Origin of the sequence: Pseudomonas sp. BN417 (genome assembly GCF_029871205.1) — a bacterium.
GTDB lineage: Bacteria > Pseudomonadota > Gammaproteobacteria > Pseudomonadales > Pseudomonadaceae > Metapseudomonas.
This window is the reverse complement of record NZ_SSOJ01000115.1, coordinates 118,157-137,545: the sequence shown is the minus strand read 5'-3', so window position 1 is coordinate 137,545 and position 19,389 is coordinate 118,157. Positions and strand designations below refer to the sequence as shown.

The 19,389-nt window shown below is 66.9% G+C and carries 11 protein-coding genes; 3 read left to right on the top strand and 8 right to left on the bottom strand.

Annotated features, from left to right (window positions below):
• Positions 1–395: 395 nt before the first annotated feature.
• On the top strand, positions 396–2,345 hold the full coding sequence (locus tag E8F11_RS14650) for a DEAD/DEAH box helicase (RefSeq protein ID WP_280289539.1): 1,950 nt from the start codon (positions 396–398) through the stop codon (positions 2,343–2,345).
• Between the two features lie 224 nt (positions 2,346–2,569).
• Here the strand turns inward: E8F11_RS14650 and E8F11_RS14645 are convergent, their stop codons facing one another.
• From E8F11_RS14645 to E8F11_RS14630, 4 genes are all read right to left on the bottom strand, one after another.
• Positions 2,570–3,142 carry a YceI family protein gene (locus tag E8F11_RS14645; protein WP_280289538.1) on the bottom strand — a complete coding sequence of 191 codons (573 nt, stop codon included), beginning with the start codon at positions 3,140–3,142 and terminating at the stop codon, positions 2,570–2,572.
• A 305-nt stretch (positions 3,143–3,447) separates the two neighbouring features.
• Positions 3,448–4,023, bottom strand: a complete 576-nt coding sequence (locus tag E8F11_RS14640; protein WP_280289537.1) for a YceI family protein — start codon at positions 4,021–4,023, stop codon at positions 3,448–3,450.
• 31 nt (positions 4,024–4,054) lie between these two features.
• Positions 4,055–4,609: a cytochrome b gene (locus E8F11_RS14635; RefSeq protein ID WP_280289535.1), complete on the bottom strand. Its 555-nt coding sequence runs from the start codon at positions 4,607–4,609 to the stop codon at positions 4,055–4,057.
• 237 nt (positions 4,610–4,846) lie between these two features.
• Entirely contained in the window at positions 4,847–6,322 is a 1,476-nt protein-coding gene (locus E8F11_RS14630) for a flavin monoamine oxidase family protein (protein ID WP_280289534.1), read from the bottom strand.
• Between the two features lie 162 nt (positions 6,323–6,484).
• On the opposite strand from E8F11_RS14630, the gene E8F11_RS14625 reads away from it, so the two are divergent.
• Positions 6,485–7,891: an adenosylmethionine--8-amino-7-oxononanoate transaminase gene (locus tag E8F11_RS14625; protein WP_280289533.1), complete on the top strand. Its 1,407-nt coding sequence runs from the start codon at positions 6,485–6,487 to the stop codon at positions 7,889–7,891.
• 149 nt (positions 7,892–8,040) lie between these two features.
• The gene (locus E8F11_RS14620) at positions 8,041–8,760 is read left to right on the top strand and encodes a 16S rRNA (uracil(1498)-N(3))-methyltransferase (protein ID WP_280289532.1); all 720 of its coding nucleotides are present in this window, start codon (positions 8,041–8,043) and stop codon (positions 8,758–8,760) included.
• A gap of 199 nt (positions 8,761–8,959) precedes the next feature.
• Here the strand turns inward: E8F11_RS14620 and E8F11_RS14615 are convergent, their stop codons facing one another.
• The 4 genes from E8F11_RS14615 to E8F11_RS14600 are packed head-to-tail and all read right to left on the bottom strand — an operon-like array spanning position 8,960 to position 19,366.
• Positions 8,960–9,430: a chemotaxis protein CheW gene (locus E8F11_RS14615; RefSeq protein ID WP_280289531.1), complete on the bottom strand. Its 471-nt coding sequence runs from the start codon at positions 9,428–9,430 to the stop codon at positions 8,960–8,962.
• A gap of 13 nt (positions 9,431–9,443) precedes the next feature.
• Positions 9,444–10,463 carry a chemotaxis protein CheB gene (locus E8F11_RS14610; RefSeq protein WP_280289530.1) on the bottom strand — a complete coding sequence of 340 codons (1,020 nt, stop codon included), beginning with the start codon at positions 10,461–10,463 and terminating at the stop codon, positions 9,444–9,446.
• The gene (locus E8F11_RS14605) at positions 10,460–18,496 is read right to left on the bottom strand and encodes an Hpt domain-containing protein (RefSeq protein ID WP_280289529.1); all 8,037 of its coding nucleotides are present in this window, start codon (positions 18,494–18,496) and stop codon (positions 10,460–10,462) included. Before E8F11_RS14605 ends, E8F11_RS14610 begins: the two co-directional genes overlap by 4 nt.
• A 9-nt stretch (positions 18,497–18,505) precedes the next feature.
• Positions 18,506–19,366 (bottom strand): protein-glutamate O-methyltransferase, encoded by an 861-nt coding sequence (locus tag E8F11_RS14600; protein ID WP_280289547.1) that lies wholly within the window; start codon positions 19,364–19,366, stop codon positions 18,506–18,508.
• Positions 19,367–19,389: the final 23 nt, after the last annotated feature.

Below are 19,389 nucleotides of genomic sequence, written 5' to 3'. Positions count from 1 at the left end.
GGGGCAAGTTTTTTGGTTTGTTTTCACGGGGCCGGCCATCCGGCGATTGGAAAAGGGACTCGCCCGGGAGGGCGAAACAGAGACCTGAAGCCCGCTCGGCAATGAGCTGAACACCAGAACCTCAAGCCTCACTCACACCAGATTGCCTATCCGGTCTGAGCAAAATCTCCCCGGTAATCCGCGAAGAACCTTTTTTTCTTTCCAACCGTTGAGCGCCACAAGGGCTGTACATTGCAGCGGAGCTGTTATACTCGGCGCTCCCGTCAGGCATACGCCCGGATGTTCGGCCACCCCTTTGGCCAGCAGGACCGGTCGGGATCGCGTGCCATCGCCGCGATTCGAGCCAGACAGTTCACCCCATCGGGCCAGCCCCTTAGAACTACACAGGATCTCCCATGTCCTTTGCTTCCCTCGGTCTCTCCGAGGCATTGGTCGGCGCCGTCGAAGCCGCCGGCTACGCCCAGCCCACTCCCGTGCAACAGCGGGCCATCCCCGCCGTGTTGCAAGGTCGCGACCTGATGGTTGCGGCCCAGACTGGCACCGGCAAGACCGCCGGTTTCGCGCTGCCGATCCTGGAGCGCCTGTTCCCCAACGGTCACCCCGACAAGTCTCACCGGCACGGCCCGCGCCAGGCGCGCGTGCTGGTCCTGACCCCGACCCGTGAACTCGCGGCCCAGGTGCATGACAGCTTCAAGATCTATGCACGCGACCTGAACCTGATCAGCGCCTGCATCTTCGGCGGCGTCGGCATGAATCCGCAGATCCAGGCCGTGTCCAAGGGCGTAGACCTCCTGGTCGCCTGCCCCGGCCGCCTGCTCGACCTGGTCGGCCAGGGCGCCATCGACCTCTCCCACGTGGAGATCCTGGTGCTCGACGAAGCCGACCGCATGCTCGACATGGGCTTCATCCACGATGTGAAGAAGGTCCTCGCCAAGCTGCCGCCCAAGCGCCAGAACCTGCTGTTCTCGGCAACCTTCTCGAAAGACATCGTCGACCTCGCCAACAAGCTGCTGCACGATCCCGAACGCATCGAAGTGACCCCGCCGAATACCACGGTGGAGCGTATCGAGCAGCGCGTTTTCCACCTCCCCGCCAGCCACAAGCGCGCCCTGCTGGCGCACCTGATCACGGTCGGCGCCTGGGAGCAGGTCCTGGTATTCACCCGCACCAAGCATGGCGCCAACCGCCTGGCCGAATACCTGACCAAGCATGGCCTGGCGGCCATGGCGATCCACGGCAACAAGAGCCAGAACGCCCGCACCAAGGCCCTGGCCGACTTCAAAACCAACGACATCCGCATCCTGGTGGCCACCGATATCGCCGCCCGCGGCCTGGACATCGACCAGTTGCCCCACGTGGTCAACTTCGAGCTGCCCAACGTCGAGGAAGACTACGTGCACCGCATCGGCCGTACCGGCCGTGCCGGGCGCAGCGGCGAGGCCATTTCCCTGGTAGCACCGGATGAAGACAAACTGCTGAAGGCCATCGAGCGCCTGACCAAGCAGAAGATCCCGGCCGGCGACACCCTGGGCTTCGACCCGGCGAGCGTCGAGGTCGAGCGCCCCGAAGCCCGTCCGCCGCGTCCCGAGCGCCAGCCGCGCGCCGACAAGCCCAAGCGCGAGGCCAAGGCCGCCGCGCCGCAAGGCCCCGGCGAGGCCAAGGAAGCCGGCGAAGGCGCCGGAGACAAGCCGCGCAAGAGCCGCAATCGCCGCCGCGGCAAGGGCAAGGGCCAGGAGCAAGGCCAGCAGGCCGCCGGCAGCCAGCCGCAACAGCCGCAACAGCCCAAGCAAGAGCGCCCGCAGCGCCCGCAGCAGCAGACAGCCAATCGCGACCCGGAAGAGTTCCTCGACGACGAAGTGGACAACTTCGGCAACCGCGTCGACTACGTCAGCCCCTACCCGCCCAAGGGCCAGGGCCGCAACCAGCGCCGTGGCGGACCAGGCCAGGGCCAGGCTCCGGCCCAACGCCAGGGTTCAGGTCAGGGCCAAGGCCAGGGTCAAGGCCGCAGCGGCCAGGGGCGCAGCCAGGGACAGGGAGACAACCAGGGCCGACGCCAGGGTGGCGGCCAGGGTGGCAGCCCAGGTAGCGGCCAGAAACAGGGCCAACAGCGCCCGGGCAAGCCGGCCAAGAGCCGCGGCAATGGCCCGCGCCGTGACGACCAACTGGTCTCCCGTGGTCGCGACGAGCCGGCCGTGCAGGATCCGCGCGGCAGCAAGCCGGCGCCGAAGATCATCCACAAGGAGTCTCGCGGCGACCGCTACCCCACGCCCGAGCAGCTGGACGAGCTGCAACAGAGCAATCGCCCGCGCGGCGAGAAACCGGCGCTGCTGACCCGCAACCGCTAGGTTCCCCTGCTCACGAAAACGCCGGCTCGCTGCCGGCGTTTTCGTTTGTGCAGGAAGCAAATCCTCCCACCAGCCCCGTAGGGTGCGCTGTGCGCACCGGAACCTCGGCGCAAGGCCGCTGGCGCGCGGCGCACCCTACCGGTCATTTCGCCGGATGCCCGGACCAAACTGCCTGGAAAGCAAGACACCGGCACTTGGCCGGCGTCTTGTGGAGCCTGTCGCGCTCAGGAACGCACGCCCTCGAAGGAGATGATCAGCTGAACTTCCTGGGAAGCCGGGCCGAGGTCCTTCTGAATGGCGAAGTCCTTCAGCTTGATGGTGGCGGTGCCTTCGAAGCCGGCGCGGTAGCCGCCCCAGGGGTCGTCACCTTCACCAACGAACCTGGCCTTTATCACCAGCGGCCTGGTGACGCCGTTCAGGGTCAGGTTGCCGGTCACGTCGGCAGTGCCCTGGCCAGTGGACTTCACCGAGGTGGACTCGAAGGTGGCGGTGGGGTACTTGCTGACGTTGAGGAGTACGCCCTTGATGTGCTTGTCGCGCTCGGCGTGGTTGGTGTCGACGCTGGCAGTCTTCAGGGTGACCTTGATCTTGCTGGCCTCGGGGTGTTTGTCGTCGAAGCTGAAGGAACCGTCGAAGTCCTTGAAAGTGCCGTAGATGTAGCTGTAGCCCAGGTGGCCGATCTTGAAGTTGACGAATGCATGCTGGCCTTCCCTGTCGATCACGTAATCGGCACCCATAGCCTGGCCGGCGAACAGCGCGGCGCCGAGAGTCAGCGCGGCGAAGGTTTTCTTCAGCATTGGTGAATCTCCTTGTTGATGGGCGGGAGATCCTGTGTAGACCTGGTTGATCGTCTGGGTAGTTCGGTCAGATTCCACAGAAAGCATGCTGCGCGCACGCATCATGGATCGAGCGCGTGGGTGGCCCGCCCAGCAGATTCTCCTGCTTTGACAATGCCGATGCCGAGATATTCCAGGGCTGGCTACGCCTGACGTCGCTCACCCTGAGCCTCGCCCCGCAGCCCGTCCGCCGCGTCCTGAACGCCTGGGCCGGACAGCAAAACGCCGGCTGGAGGCCGGCGTTTTGCTGGAGCAGGAAAGCGTGCTCAGGAACGCACGCCCTCGAAGGAGATGATCAGCTGGGCTTCCTGGGAAGCCGGGCCGAGGTCCTTCTGGATGGCGAAGTCCTTCAACTTGATGGTGGTGGCGCCTTTGAAGCCCGCGCGGTAACCGCCCCAGGGGTCGTCACCTTCACCAACGAACTTGGCCTGGATCACCACCGGCTTGGTCACACCATTCAGGGTCAGGTTGCCGGTCACGTCGGCAGTGCCCTGGCCGGTGGACTTGATTGAGGTGGACTCGAAAGTGGCGGTGGGGTTCTTGCCGACGTTGAGGAAGTCGGCGCTCTTGATGTGCTTGTCACGCTCGGCGTGGTTGGTGTCGACACTGGCGGTATTCAGGGTCACCTTGATCTTGCTCGCCTCGGGGTTCTTGTCGTCGAAGCTGAAGCTGCCGTCGAAGTCCTTGAAGGTGCCATAGATATAGCTGTAGCCCAGGTGGCCGATCTCGAAGTTGACGAAGGCGTGCTGGCCTTCCTTGTCGATCACGTAGTCGGCAGCCATGGCCTGGCCGGCGAAGAGTGCGGCACCGAGGGTCAGTGCAGCGAAGGTTTTCTTCAGCATCGGTGGATCTCCTTGATTAGAGGTTGCAGCGTTACTTGGCGGCGCGACCGAGCATGCGGGTCAGGGTCGCGTCGCGATCGATGAAATGGTGCTTGAGGGCGGCCAGGGCATGGATACCGGCGAAGATCAGCAGGCCCCAGGCGAGGTACTCGTGGATAAGGCCGGCGACATCTTCCTGATCGGGAATGGCGGTCAGGGTGGCCGGCACTTCGAACAAGCCGAACACACTGATGCCACGGCCTTCGGCGGTGGATATCAGGTAGCCGGAGATCATCAGGGCGAAGAGCCCGACATAGAGCACCAGGTGACCCAGCTTGGAGCCCAGGCGGGTCATCGGCCCATGGTTGGGCAGGGCCGGCGGCGGCGGGCTGGCGAAGCGCCAGCCGAGACGCACCAGCATCACCAGGAAGAGCAGGATGCCCACGCCCTTGTGGATATCCGGGGCGGTCTTGTACCAGCTGCTGTAGTAGTTCAGGCCCACCATCCACAGGCCCAGCGCGAACAGCCCGACGAAGACCAGGGCCACCCCCCAATGCAGAACAATGCTGACCAGACCGAAGCGGGACGAGGAGTTACGCCATTGCATGAAATACATCCTTGGAAGAGGCGGACCTAGTAATGCGACGGATAAAGCCTATCGATAAAACTATCGAATTAAAGCGGAATTTTTCGCTTTGAAATATCGAGCAATACGATACTTATAACGAATGGGTCTTTGCAGAACCTGGTCGCGGGAAAGCGCCGGACGTTCGTCGGATGCGGCCGAATGGCGCTGGGGAAGGAAGGGGCCGGCGACGAGAGGGCTCGCCGCCGGCGGCATGGATCAGTTGAACAGGCGCGAGAAAAAGCCCTTCTTCTCTTCCTTGGTAGAGGCCTTGGCTGCCGCTTCGGGCTTGGCTTGGGCCACCGCCTCCACCGGACCCACGGCCTTGCCGTCGCGCAGGTCGGTCACCTGGGCGGCGGCGCGCTGGCCGCTGCGCAGGGCGCCTTCCAGGGTGCCCGGATAGAGCGCGTCGGTATGTTCGCCGGCGAACACGACCCGGCCCAGGGGCTGCTCCCAGAGTCGCCAGTAGCGGCTGATCTCGCCCGGACCGTAGGCCAGGTAGGCGCCGCCGGCCAGGGCATCCTTGCCGTAGCGACGCAGCTCGAAGCCCTTGAACTGCTCGCGAGCGCCAGGATAGAGCTTGTCGAAGCGGATCAGCACCTGGTCGATCAACTGACGGTCACCGAAGGCTTGCATCAGGCGCGCGTTGTCGCCGGACAGGTTGATCAGCAGGTTGGCGCCGCCCTTGAGCGCCGGCTCGACCCAGAGCATGCCCAAGCCCTGGTCGCTGTAGACCTCGCCGGAGAGGCGGCTCTTGCCCCAGACCGGCTTCTTGAACTTGAGCAGCATCTGGTCGCGCCAGCCGTAGTTGATGTCCTTCAGGGCGCGCAGCTGCAGGGCCGAGAGCGAGGGGGTCAGGCTGATCTTGTCGAGCGCCGGCAGCGGCACGGCGAGAACCACGTAGTCGGCGCTGTAGCCGGTGCCGCCAACCTTGACCGTCACGCCGTCCTTCTCCTGCACGATGGCGGACACACGGGCGTTGGTCTTGATGGTCTTGATCTGCTTGGCCATGGCCTGAGCCAGGCCCTGGCTGCCGCCGGGCAGACGCGCGGCGCGCATCTCGCTGTCCGGCAGGCCGCGGTAGACGCGGGCCTGCTGGGCCAGGTAGAGCAGCGACAGGCGCGACGGCTCGTCATAGCGCGAGCGGATGCGCTGATCCACCAGGGCCTTGGCGGCGGGCGACAGGCTCAGCTTCTCCAGCCAGCGTGCGACGCTGATGGAGTCCAGGGTCTGCAGGGTGTGGTTGGCCAGCGGCTTGAGCGGGTCGTCGATGGAGGCGGCCAGGTCGTCCAGGCTCTTGTCGAAGCGCTTCAGGCCCTCCACCGTGCTGGGCGCCTCCTTGAGCAGGTCAGCCTCGGAGTAGTAGCGGCCACCCACCAGATAGCCCGGCTGGCGCACATAATCCGGCGCCGGCACGGCCTTCAGCTTGAACAGGTCGAGGTAGCGGTAGAGGCTGGGCTGCAGCTTGGCGCTGCCGACCCACTCGCTGGTGGCCAGCCCCGAACGGCCGCCGATGCTCGGCTTGGCCTCGAGCAGGGTGACCTGCCAGCCCTTCTGCTGCAATTCGTAGGCGGAGGTCAGGCCGGCCATCCCGCCGCCGATGACGATCGCCGTCGGCTGCTTGTCCTTGGCCAGCGCCGTAACGCTGAGCCCCCCCAATACGATCAGCGCCAAGGCGCGCCAGGCTGCAGGCATGAAGTGTCTCCCCGGTGAAGCAGTGTCGTTCGAAATTGGCGCGCAGGATACGCCAGCCCCAGCGGCCGGGCCAGACGTGTCCTCAGGGCTGCGGACGGCGTCCTGCTTGTTCCGGGTGGATGCTTTGCTTAGGCTTCGCCGAACGCTACAGGAGAACGACTCATGGGCCTCAATGCCGACTGGATGCAACGCGACCTCGCCGTGCTCTGGCACCCCTGCACCCAGATGAAAGATCACGAACGCCTGCCGGTCGTGCCCATCCGCCGCGGCGAAGGGGTCTGGCTGGAAGACTTCGAGGGCAAACGCTACCTGGATGCCGTCAGCTCCTGGTGGGTCAACGTCTTCGGCCACGCCAACCCGCGCATCAACCAGCGCATCAAGGACCAGGTCGATCAGCTGGAACACGTGATCCTTGCCGGCTTCAGCCACCAACCGGTGATCGAGTTGTCCGAGCGCCTGGTGAAGATCACGCCCAAGGGGCTGGACCGAGTGTTCTATGCCGACAACGGCTCCTCCGGCATCGAAGTGGCGCTGAAGATGAGCTACCACTTCTGGCGTAACCAGGGCCTGGAGCGCAAGAAGCGCTTCGTCACCCTGACCAACAGCTACCACGGCGAAACAGTGGCCGCGATGTCGGTGGGCGACGTCGCGCTCTTCACCGAAACCTACAAGTCGCTGTTGCTCGACACCCTCAAGGTGCCCAGCCCGGACTGCTACCTGCGCCCTGAAGGCATGTGCTGGGAGGAACACTCCCGCGCCATGTTCGGCCATATGGAACGCACCCTCGCCGAACACCACGAGGAGGTCGCCGCGGTGATAGTCGAGCCGCTGATCCAGGGTGCCGGCGGCATGCGCATGTACCACCCGGTGTACCTCAAGCTGCTGCGCGAGGCCTGCGACCGCTATGGCGTGCACCTGATCCACGACGAGATCGCTGTCGGTTTCGGCCGTACCGGCACCATGTTCGCCTGCGAGCAGGCCGGCATCGCCCCGGACTTCCTGGTGCTATCCAAGGCCCTCACCGGCGGCTACTTGCCGATGGCCGCGGTGCTCACGTCCGAGGCCGTCTACCAGGGCTTCTACGACGACTATCAGACCCTGCGCGCCTTCCTCCACTCCCACACCTACACCGGCAACCCCCTGGCTTGCGCAGCCGCCCTGGCCACCCTGGATATCTTCGAAGAGGACCGGGTAATCGAGGCCAACCGCAAGCTGTCCATGCGCATGGCCACCGCCACGGCCCACCTGGCCGACCATCCCCATGTCGCCGAGGTACGCCAGACCGGTATGGTGCTGGCCATCGAGATGGTCCAGGACAAGGCCAGCAAGGCGCCCTACCCCTGGCAGGAGCGCCGTGGCCTGAAAGTCTTCCAGCATGCATTGGAGCGCGGCGCGCTGCTGCGGCCGCTGGGCAACGTGGTGTACTTCCTGCCGCCCTACGTGATTACCGAGGAGCAGATCGACTTCCTCGCCGAGGTGGCCAGCGAAGGCATCGACATCGCCACCCGCGAGTCGGTCAGCGTGCAGGTGGCGACGGACCTGCACCCCAACCACCGGGATCCGGGCTAGCAGCTTTTCTTAGGTTGGGCAGAGCTCCGCGAAGCTCAACACGCCCCCGAGGTGTACCTCGTTGGGCCGCGCAGAGCTTGGCCCAACCTACCCGGAGGCAGCGCCAAGCCTTAAACTGCGCGCCTGTCCTCCCTTTGCCCCGAACGCCCATGCGCCTCTCCCGCTTCTTCATCGACGCCCCGCTCTCCCTCGGCCAGCACGAGCTGCCCGAAACCCAGGCCCACTACATCGGCCGCGTGCTGCGCCTGGCAGCGGGCGACGCCGTGCAACTCTTCGACGGCTCGGGCCAGGAGTACCTGGGCGAGTTGGTGGAGGTGGGCAAGAAGACCGTCCGGGTGGAGCTGCGCGATGCCCTTGCCGGCATGGCCGAATCGCCGTTACGGGTGCACCTCGGGCAGGGCCTGTCGCGAGGCGAGCGGATGGATTGGGCGATCCAGAAAGCCACCGAGTTGGGCGTGGCCGAGATCAGTCCCATCGTCAGCGAACGCTGCGAAGTGCGCCTGAAGGACGAACGCGCCGACAAGCGCCTGGCCCACTGGCGCCAGGTCGCCATCAGCGCGTGCGAGCAGTGCGGCCGCTCGGTGCTGCCGGTGATTCATGCACCGGTCGCACTGGCCGATTGGCAGCGGCAGGTGGAAGCTGACCTGCGGCTGGTCCTGCACCCTGTGGCCGAGCCCCTGGCCAACCATGCCCGGCCGGGCAGCCTGGCCTTCCTGATCGGCCCCGAGGGCGGCCTGTCCGACGCCGAGGTGGACGCGGCCAAGGCGGCCGGATTCCATGCGGCACGGCTGGGGCCCCGGGTGTTGCGGACCGAGACGGCCCCGGTGGTGGCACTGACCGTGGCGCAGCAGCTGTGGGGGGATTTCTAAGAGGCTGCCGTGGGCAGACCTGCGGTCTGCTCAGCGAACGAATTCGCCCCCACAGGAAAAGCACCACGGTTTCGACCTGGCACGGACAGCCCCCTCTCCCTTCAGGGAGAGGGAAACCGGAGCCGGCTCGGACGCCGCAGGTCAGGCCTGGGGGCCTGCTTTCGCGAATAAATTCGCTCCTACAAAAACTCCACAAGCGTCAGATCAGGCCGGCATCCGCCAGCATCTGCTCCAGCGCCACCAGGTCGGGGATCTTCGCCACGTCGGTGCCCAGCTGCACGGAATCCAGCTCCAGCGCGGCCAGCGGTGCGTTTGCGCGCGGGAGGTCTTCTTCCAGCTTCAGCGAGCGCGGGATGCCCTGCAGCAGGAGGGCGATGAATTTCACATGGGGACGGCCACCCAGGGCGTTGAGCACAGCCACGCGGGCGCCCGGACCGATCCTGGCCTCACCACCGGCCGCGGCCTCGAAGGACAGCAGCGGCAGGCGCAGGTCGCGCCAGGCCACCTGGCCCAGCAGCCACGCGGGCAGGCCCGGCGTGGCCTGCGGTGCGCGGTAGGGAATGAGTTCGGCCAGGGCCACGTTGGGCACCAGCAGGGTTCGGTCGGTCAGCGGCAGGAGCAGCCCGGTGAGGCTGTTGGCACTGTTCTGAGTGGTAACGGCTTGGCTCATGGGGTTTCCTGGGTTAGCTGCACTGCGCGGCCAGATGCTCGACCAGCTTTGCCGCCAGTTCGCGCGGATCGCCGCTGAAGCTGCTGTAGCCACCTTCGCGCAGGCTGTCGGGCATGCTCGGGCAGGCGCAGCTGTCGGCACGCTGGGTCCAGATCAGGCCGCCCTGGCGGCGCACATAGGCCGCTGCGGCGCTGCCGTCGCTGCCCATGCCGCTGAAGGCGATCACGCCGCACTGGGCGCCGAAATGCTGGGCCAGGTTGAGCATCGCCTGGTCGATGGAAGGGCTGTAGGGCTCGGGCCAGGGGCGCTCGCCCACCAGCATGCGGCCGTCATCGGCGAAGCTCAGCTCGCGGCTGATGGGCACCACCACCACTTCACCGCAACGCACGGCGTCGCCCGGGCGGGCCTGGTTGACGTGCCACTGGCTGTGGCGGCCGACCGCTTGGGGCAATGCGCTTTCAAAACTGGGATCGATGTGCTGGCCGTAGAGGAAGCCGATCGGCAGGCCGCCGGGCAGGGCGTCGAGAAACGCCTTCACCGCCGCCGGGCCGCCCAGGGAGGCCGCCAGCAGCCAGACCTGGCGCGCCGGTTCACCGGCCACCAGCGGGGTATCGGCCAGGGCTCTGGGCAGTTCCAGGCGCGCCGGGCGCTGGGCCTCGGCGAGCAGGGTTTCCAGGCTCGGCCCCACGGCCACCGCCGGGTCGCCTACCAGGTTCTTGAGCTTGCCGAACAGGCGCCGTTCCCAGCGCGGGTAATGCTCGGAATGGCGTTCGGGGGCATGGCCCTCGCCGAACAGCACCGGCGCGCTGGCGTGCTCCAGCAGGTTGTCCACCAGCGGCGAGTCCTCGGACAGCGCCAGGTCCACCAGCCAAAGGTCCGCCTCGCAGGCGGCCAGGGCTTCTTCGTCGAGGCGGGCCGGGTCGCTGTTGAGCACCACCTGGTAACCATTGCCGGTCAGTGCCTGCTGCAGCACATGGCGCTGCAGCGAGGTGTCGGCGAGCACGGCGATGCGTGCGGATGTCTTCTCTGTCATGTCCGTTTGACCAGATGCTGGATGCTTTCGAGCAGCAGCGACTCCTGGTACGGCTTGCCCAGGTAGTCGTTGACGCCGATGGCCATGGCGCGCTCGCGGTGTTTCTCGCCGGTACGCGAGGTGATCATGATGATCGGCAGGTCCTTCAGGCGCTCATCGTGGCGGACCAGGGTGGCTACCTCGAAGCCGTCCATGCGCGGCATCTCGATATCCAGCAGCATGATGTCCGGCCGTTGCTCCTGCAGCAGGGCGATGGCGTCCACCCCGTCCTTGGCGGTGAGCACGTTCATGCCGTTGCGCTCCAGCAGGCGGCTGGTGACCTTGCGTACGGTCACCGAGTCGTCCACCACCATCACCAACGGCGGGCGCTCCAGGTCCGTTTCCGTCGGCAGCAGGTTGGCGCTGGCCGAGCGCAGCTGCGGCTGCACCAGGTGCGCGTGGCGGGTACGGATGGTCGCCAGCAGGTCGAGGATCACCACCACCCGGCCGTCGCCGAGGATGGTCGCGCCGGAAATGCCATGGACCCCGGCGAACTGCGCGCCAAGACTCTTCACCACGATCTCGCGGGAGCCCAACAGGGCGTCCACCTGCACGGCCACGGCGTGCTCGCTGGAGCGCACCAGGATCACCGGCAGCGGCAGGCTCTGGCCTACAAGCTTGGGCTGCTGGCCGTTGTCCAGCAGATCGCCCAGGTACTTCAGCTCGTAGTTCTGCCCGGCGTACTCGAAGCGCGGTGCGTCCGGCTGGTAGTAGGTTTCCAGTTCATAAGGGGAAACCCGCACGATGCCTTCGATGGTGTTCAGCGGGATGGCGTAGAGGTCCTCGCCGGAGAGCACCATCAGCGCGCGGTTCACCGACACGGTGAAGGGCAGGCGGATGAGGAAGCGGCTGCCTGCGCCCGGGGTCGAGTCGATGCTCATGGTGCCGCCGAGCTGTTTAACCTCGGAGTGCACCACATCCATGCCGACGCCACGTCCGGAAATCTGCGTGACCTTGTCGGCGGTGGAGAAGCCCGGTTCGAGGATGAACTGCAGCACCTCGTGGTCCGAGAGGTCGGCATCGGCGTCCATCATGCCGCGTTCGATGGCCTTGCGGCGCACCGCTTCGAGCTTGATGCCGGCACCATCGTCGGCCAGGGTCAGGACGATGTCGCCGCCCTCGCGGCCGAGGTTCAGGCGGATGGTGCCAACCTCCGGTTTGCCGGCGCTGCGGCGTGCCTCGGCGCTTTCGACACCGTGGTCGACGGCATTGCGCAGCATGTGTTCCAACGGTGCCACCATGCGCTCGAGCACAGTGCGGTCCATCTCGCCCTCGGCGTTGCCGACGACGAACTCCACCTGCTTGTCCAGCTCGCTCGCCACCTGCCGGACGATGCGCCGCAGGCGAGGCACGAGGCGGTCGAAGGGCACCATGCGGGTACGCATCAGGCCTTCCTGCAGCTCGGTGTTCACCCGCGCCTGTTGCAGCAGCAGGGTCTCGGCGTCGCGATTGCGCGCGGCCAGGGTTTCCTTGAGGTCGAGAAGGTCGGAAGCCGACTCGAAGAGCGCCCGTGACAGCTGCTGCAGCTGCGAGTGGCGGTCCATTTCCAGCGGATCGAAGTCCTCGTAGCCGGCGCGCTCGGCTTCGGCCTGGTAGCGGCTGAGGATCTGCGCCTGGGTTTCGGTGTCGAGGCGGCGCAGCTGGTCGCGCACCCGCTCGATGGTGGCTTCCATCTCGGTGAGGGTGAAGCTGAAGTCGCTGACCTGCTGCTCGACGCGGCCACGGAAGATGGAGGTCTCGCCGGCCAGGTTGACCAGGCCTTCCAGCAATTCCGCCGGCACCTTGACCAGCTCCTGCGGGGCGCGCCGTGCGGCGGCCTCCTGGGCGGCTTCCTGGGCGCGGCGGACGAAGGGCAGCTCGCGCTCTTCGCTGACCACCAGGGGCTGCACGCTGACGGCCACGATCGGGCTGCTCAACTGCGGCGTTTCCGGCTGGCTCGGCGTGGTCGCCGGCAGGTCATCGACGAGGCTCTGGTCCAGCTGCTGGCGCAGTTCGTCCAGCTCGGCCTGCAGGCCTTCGTAGCCGGACTGCACATCGAGGAACAGGCTTTCCGGCCAGGGCGCGCCCTGTTGCTGGGCCTCGATCAGGTGTTGTTCCAGGTCGTGGGTCAGGTCGCCCAGGCGCTTCTGCCCGGCCAGCCGCGCACCGCCCTTGAGGGTGTGCAGCACGCGCAGCAGGTCGTCGATATGGGCGCCTTCCTCACGCGCCTCCTCCCAGCGGCCGATGGCGGTTTCCATGGCCTCCAGCAGGTCGTCGGCCTCCTCCAGGAAGATGTCGAGGATGTCCGCCTCGGCGACGGCATCCAGGTCATCCTCAGCGGCCGGCTGCAGGTGCACGCTGCTGGGCATGCTCAACTGTTCGTCGGGATTGGCGCGCCAGCGCTGGATGGCCTCGATCAACGCCTGGCCGTCCGGCAATGGACGACGCGCGCGCACCGCTTCGAGCATATCGCTGAGACGGTCCTGGCAGGCCTGGAGCAGCCCGAACAGAGCCGGACTGGCGCGCAGGCGGCCACCGCAGAGGCCTTCGTAGAGGAATTCCAATTCGTGGGAAAGGTCGCCGATGGGGCCGATTTCGGCCATCCGCGCGCCTCCCTTGAGGGTGTGCAGGTCGCGCTGCAGGGCCTCGACTTCGAGACTGTTGTCCGGGTCTTCGGTCCAGCGCTGCAGGGCTGCGCCGGCGCTATCGAGAATATCGAAACCTTCCTCGAGGAAGATTTCCACCAGTTCCGGGTCCTGGCTGCTGTCGAAGGCCTGGGGCTCGGGGACGGCATAGGCGGCCGGTTCTTCTACGGCACGCATTTCCAGCAGCTTGCCCAGGGGCACTTCGGCGAAGCGCTCCGCAACGACGGGCTCGGGCGCTTCGTCCTCGTCCGTCGACGCGTCATTGGCGGCCGACAGGGGAGCGTCGAGGTCGAAGGAGACGTCATCGTCCTCTTCCAGGGCGGGGAACGGCTGCACTACGGCCGCGGACAGGCTCTGCGCGCCGCCCTGGCGGAAGCCGCGGATGTCCTGGATCAGCTGCAGGGGGTCGGCCAGGGCGCGGCGCGCCTGTAATTGCTCCAGCAGCGCGGCAAGGCAGTCATGACTGGTCTGCAGCAGCCCCGCGAGGCGCGGCGAATGGCTGTAGCGGCGGTCGACCAGGCCCTCGTAGAGAGACTCCAGTTCATGGGCGAGGTCGCCTATGGGGCTGATCTCGGCCATGCGCGCACCGCCCTTGAGGGTGTGCAGGTCTCGTTGCAGGGCCAGCAGGGCCGGGTTGTTGTCCGGCTCGCCAAGCCAGCGTTCCAGGGCTTTGCCGGCGCTGTCGAGGATATCCACCGCTTCCTCGAGGAAGATGGCGACCATCTCCTCGTCCAGGGTCGGCGGCAGCTCATCGAGGGGCTCCTGCTCGGGGTCGAAGGCGGCCAGTTCGGGTGGCGCAACTTCCTGCAGCGCCCGGGGCTCTTCCACCCGTTCCGGCAACGGCGGCAGGGTCTCGGCCGGCGCCCAGTCGGCGAGGCCGTCGGCGTCCAGTTCGTCGATTTCCAGAGCGGCTGCGCCATCCGGCCCCAGCAGCGCCAGGGCCGCCGGGTCCACCGCGTCCTGCAGCAGGTCACGCAGGGCCTGGGCCCGCTCGGGCTGGGCGCTGACCTCGAGGGCAGCGGCCACCTGGTCCATCATGCCGATCAGGGCTTCGTGGGCGGCCTCGGCCTCGCTGAAGAAGCGCTCGCTGACCGGCAGGCTGCCTTCGTCCACGGCGCCATACACGTCCAGCAGGGCTTCGCAGAGCTCTTCGATCTGCGGCAACTCGGCCATTTCGGCCCCGCGGCCGAGGGTATTCAGTTCTTCCAGCAGCGCACCCAGCTCCTGGCGCTCGGCAGGATGCTCGCGCCAGCGACGCAGCAGGTCCTCGGCGTCGAGCAGGATGTCCATGCCTTCGGCCAGGAATTGCGAAATCATCAGCGGATCGCGGGTCTCGCCCTTGTCGTCGCGGCGGGCTGCGCTGGCGGCCTCCAGGCGATCCTGGTGCCGGCGGCGGATGCGCTCCAGGAGTTCATCGGTGCCGGCGACGGGCTTGAGCGGGGTGCTGTCCAGCTGGGCCACGCCCTGACGCAGCAAGTCCAGGGCCTCGTGCAGCAACTCGGCCTCGGTGAGGTCGATGCTGAGGAGGTTGGTCTTGAACTCCTTGGCGAGCTTCTCGAGCGGCGTGGCGATCTCGGCGATCGGCAGTATGCCGGCCATGTGCGCGCTGCCCTTGAGGGTGTGCAAGGCACGCTGGAGATCGTCATTGACCGCCTGCGGCAGTTCCTGGTCGCAGGCCTTGACGAAGCCGGCCAGGGTTTCCAGGTGCAGTTCCGCCTCGTTGCGGAAGATCTCCAGCAGCTGAGGGTCCAGCGCTTCGCCGGACTCGGTGATGACGGGGGCTTGCGGCTCGCCCACGGGCTCAATGGCCTGCTCTGAACCCGGGGCTTCAGATTTTGGGAGGATGTGCCCCTTGGCCAGGGCATGGGCGGTGGCGGCCAGCAGGTCGACGTCGTCGCGCTGGCGCTGGGCCTTGGCGGCGTACTCCTCGACCAGGGTCGGCAGCAGCGCGACCACGTCGCGGACCACCTGGTGCACCGGCTCGTCGACTTCGATGCTGCGATCCAGAACGCGGTTGAGCAGGTTTTCCACCGACCAGCTGAGCTCGCCGATGACCAGGGCGCGGACCATGCGGCCGCTGCCCTTGAGGGTATGGAAGGCCCGGCGCACTTCACCCAGGGCTTCGCGGTCATTGCCGTCGGCATGCCAACGCGGCAGGTATTCGGCCAGGGTCTCCTGCACCTCACCGGCTTCTTCGATGAAGACTTCCTGCAGTTCGTCATCCACCAGCTCTTCATCGGCAGGCGGCGGCAGCAAGCTGGGCGGCACTTCGCGTGCCGGCGGGTTGAATGCCGGAACCGGCGCTGCCATGACCTCGGCCAGGGACAGCGGACGCTCGGCAGCGGGCTTTTCCGCCGGCGGTTCGACCGGCGCACTCGGCAGGTCCACTTCCGGCAGGCCGAGTTCGGCCAGGGCGGCTTCGTCCCACTCCAGTGGCGCGGGCAGGTCTTCCAGGTTCAGGGCTTCCAACTCGACCAGCGGCTCGGCGCCGGGGAGCGCGTCCAGCTCGTCGAAATCCAGGCTCGGCAGGGCCTCGGCGGACTTCAGCGGCATCTCCAGGCCGGGAACGTCGCCGGGTAGAGCAGGCGGCAGCTCTTCCAGGTCGGCCAGATCGAAGCTGGGCATCGGCTGCCCGTCGTCGAACTCCAGAGGTGCGTCGAGGCTGAAGTCGAGCAACTCGCCCTCTTCGGCAACCGGCACTTCGGTCTCGGCCGGCAGGCTGTCCAGCTCGGTCAGGTCGAGGCTAGGCAGCGCTTCGCGTTCATCCAGCGACAGGCCTTGCGCCCGAGCTGCCGCGGGCTCCAGTTCCAGTGGCGCATCCAGGCTGAGGTCGATGTTTTCGACCTGCAGTTCGGCTTCCGCCTCGCCCAGGCTCCAATTGTCGTCGGAGACCAGCAGTTCACTCTCGGCGGCCGGCTGTGGCGCCTCGGCGACAGCCAGCTCCAGCGGCGCGTCCAGGCTGAGATCGATGTTTTCGGCAGCAGGTTCGGCGGTCAGTTCGCCCAGGCCCCAGTCTTCGTCCGAGAGCAGCGCATCGCTCTCGGTGGCCGGACGAGGCGCTTCGGCTTCGGCCAGCTCCAGCGGCGCGTCCAGGCTGCGGTCGACGCTTTCGGCAGCAGGCTCGGCGGTCAGTTCACCCAGGCCCCAGTCGTCGTCTGAGAGCAGCGGATCGATCTCGGAGGCCGGACGAGCCGCTTGGGCTTCGGCCAGCTCCAGGGGAGCGTCCAGGCTCAGGTCGATGCTTTCGGCGGCAGGCTCGGCGGCCAGCTCGCCCAGGCTCCAGTTGTCGTCGGAGACCAGCAGTTCGCCCTCGCTGGCCGGCTCCGGCGCATGGGCGTCAGCCAGTTCCAACGGAGCGTCCAGGCTCAGGTCGATGCTCCCGGCGGCAGGTTCGGCCAGCTCGCCCAGGCTCCAGTTGTCGTCCGAGGCCAGCAGCTCGCTTTCGGCGGCCGGCACTCCGGCTGCAGCCGGCTGCTGCAGTGTCTCCGCGAATATCGCCGCGTCGAAGGCCAGGACTTCCGCCAGGGCCACTTCCGGCATGACGGCTTCCGGTTCGTCCTCGGGATCGAGGTGCTGGCTCAGTTCCGATTCCTCGGCGGCCAGCACTTCGATCTCCTGCAGCGGATCGGCCAGGGGCGCCAGCGGCTCCTCCTCTTCCTCCACCCGGTCGAGGATGGACGGCTTCTCCTTGAGCGGGTAGCCCAGGGCTTCCAGGCTTTCTTCCGCCACGTCGAGGATCAGGTCGCCCTGGGCGGCATGGTCCTCGGACAGGCGCTCGAGGTAGTACTCGACGCTGGTGATGGCATCGGCCAGGGTGTCCAGGCTCTGCCAATTCGGCACGGCCTTGCGCGCCAGCAGCTGCTCCTGGATATAGCGGTTGCAGGCTTCCAGCAGGGCCGCGGCACGAGGCAGCGGAATCATCGCCAGGCCGCCGCGGGCCTGGGTCAGCAGCTCCGGCACGCGGGCCAGGTGCTCGTGGTTCCACTGCGAGGCGATGAATTCGATGATGGCGTCCTTGGCCTGTTCCAGGCCATTGCGCGCTTCCTTGATCACCAATTGGTGGATCTGCGCCACATCGGTGGTGGGCAAGTGGCTTTCTTCCGCCGCGCCCTCCTCCGCCGGGCCGACCATGCCGGCCAGGGTGGCTTCCACGTAGAGCAAGGCACCGGCCACGTCCATCAGCACGGCGTCACTGGGCTCGCGTTGGCCGAGGGACAGTCCGTGGATTACATCGATCTGGTCGATGATGACCCTGCGCGGCTGGCCGAAGCCCAGCACAGCCAGGGTGTCGGCGATCTGCTTGAGCGGCGGCAGCAGGGAATCGAGCTCGGTGACGCCACTGCGGTCGCTGCGCACGAAGAGGTCGAGGCTGTCCTTGACCCGCACCAGCTCCTCGCAGAGGGCGGTGACCACCGAGCGCATGGCATCACGGTCGGGGCCGGCGAGTCGCGCGCGCTCCTCGTCCACCACTGCCGTATCCGGCAGCGCTTCGTCGAGGCGGTAGCGTTCCTTGAGGGCACGAATGCGCGGCGACTGGGCCGGGGCCTTGGCGATGTAGAACAGCAGGTTCTTCACCAGTTCTTCCGGGGCCGCCTGGTTGAAGCCGTCCGCGCCCTGCTCCAACAGGCGCTTGAGCTCCTTGTCCACCTGGCGCAGCAGGTTGCGCACCGAGGAGCCATTGACCACGCTGCCGTTGGCCAGGCCTTCCACCAGGCCGGAGGCGATCTGCCAGAGCGGGCCCAGCGGCGCGCCCTGGCAGAGGGATTCGAGGCGGGCGAAGACCCGCGCCATGTAGCCCAGATTGGCGGCCAGGTCCTGGTTGCGGATCACGCCCACCAGGGCGGTCTGCAGCATCTGCCGCAGTTTGCGCAGCAGCACCGGCAATTCGGCGGTACGCATGCGCGCCAGGGTGTCCACGGACAGCGCCGGCAGCATGCTGGAGAGGTCCGGGGCAAACAGGCTGGTTTCCGACAGCAGGTTGTCGCCGCGAGCGGCGCGCAGGTCGTTGAGCAGCGGCAGCAGGACCATCGGCAGGTCGCGGCGGGCGCTCTGGATGCGGTCGAGGTAGGGCGGCAGCTGCAGGATGGCCTGCATCAGCACTTCCAGGGCCTCGCCACGGTTGGCCGCGCGCCCTTCCATCAAGGCCTGGGCCAGCCGCTCCATTTCCTCGGCGAGCAGGGCCGCGCCGTAGAACTCGACCATCTGCAGCGTGCCCTGGACCTGGTGGATATAGGTCAGGCAGAAACGCATGCGCGTCGGGTCCTGCGGGTTCTCGACGAAGGCCTCGAGGGCCTGCCGCGCCTGCTTCAGGGTTTCTGCGATCTCGCCCTTTACCCATTCGAGGGCAACGTAGTCGTGCCGATCAGTCATAGCCGTCTGCTATCCCTTCCGGGTGAATGCCAGTACCTGTTCATTGGCCACCGGCTCCAGGTCCGGATGTTGCCAACCCACCACTTCGCCCACGCCCAGCACCATCAGCCCCCCCGGCGCCAGACGTTCGGCCAGGCGGTTGAGGATTTCGCGGCGGCGCCAGCGGCGGAAGTAGATCAACAGGTTCTGACAGAAAATTACGTCCATGCCGGACATTGGCGCCTTCGCCAGTTCCAGCACATTGAGCCGTGCGCAGCACACCCGTGCGGCCAGGCTCGGCACGATCTTGTAGCGGCCATCGGCCTGGACCTGGAAATAGCGTCCGGCGAGTCCGGCCTCCAGCTGCTCCAGGCGCCGGGCGCCATACAGGCCCTCGCGGGCCTTGGCCAGGGCGCTGAGGCTGATGTCGGTGCCGGTCACGCCGAAGTAATCCGGCTGTGCGGTCCCTTTCAGCGCCTCGGCCGCCAACATGGCCAGGGAATAGGGCTCCTCGCCGCTGGAGCAACCCACGCTCCAGATCTCCAGGGGCCGTACCAGGCCTTGCTCGACTCGCCGGTGCAGGTAGGTGGCGAGCAGGTCGAAGGAAGGGCCATGGCGGAAGAAACGGGTCTCCTGCACGGTCAGGCGGTCCAGCAGGGTCGACCACTCCACGGCGCCTCGCGGCCCATCGGTGACCTGGCGGTAGTAACTGGCGTAGTCCACCACCCCCAGTTCGCGCATGCGCGCGCTGAGGTTGGTCTGGAGGAACGAGCGGCGCTGCTCGTTGAGCACCACGCCGGTGCGCTCCTCGAGCAGCTTGCGCCAGTCGTGAAACTCCGCTGTCGTCATGTCGGCCAGGGGTTTCAAGGCCCAGACGCCGCTCGGCTGCATGCTGTCGTCCCCTTGATTCATGG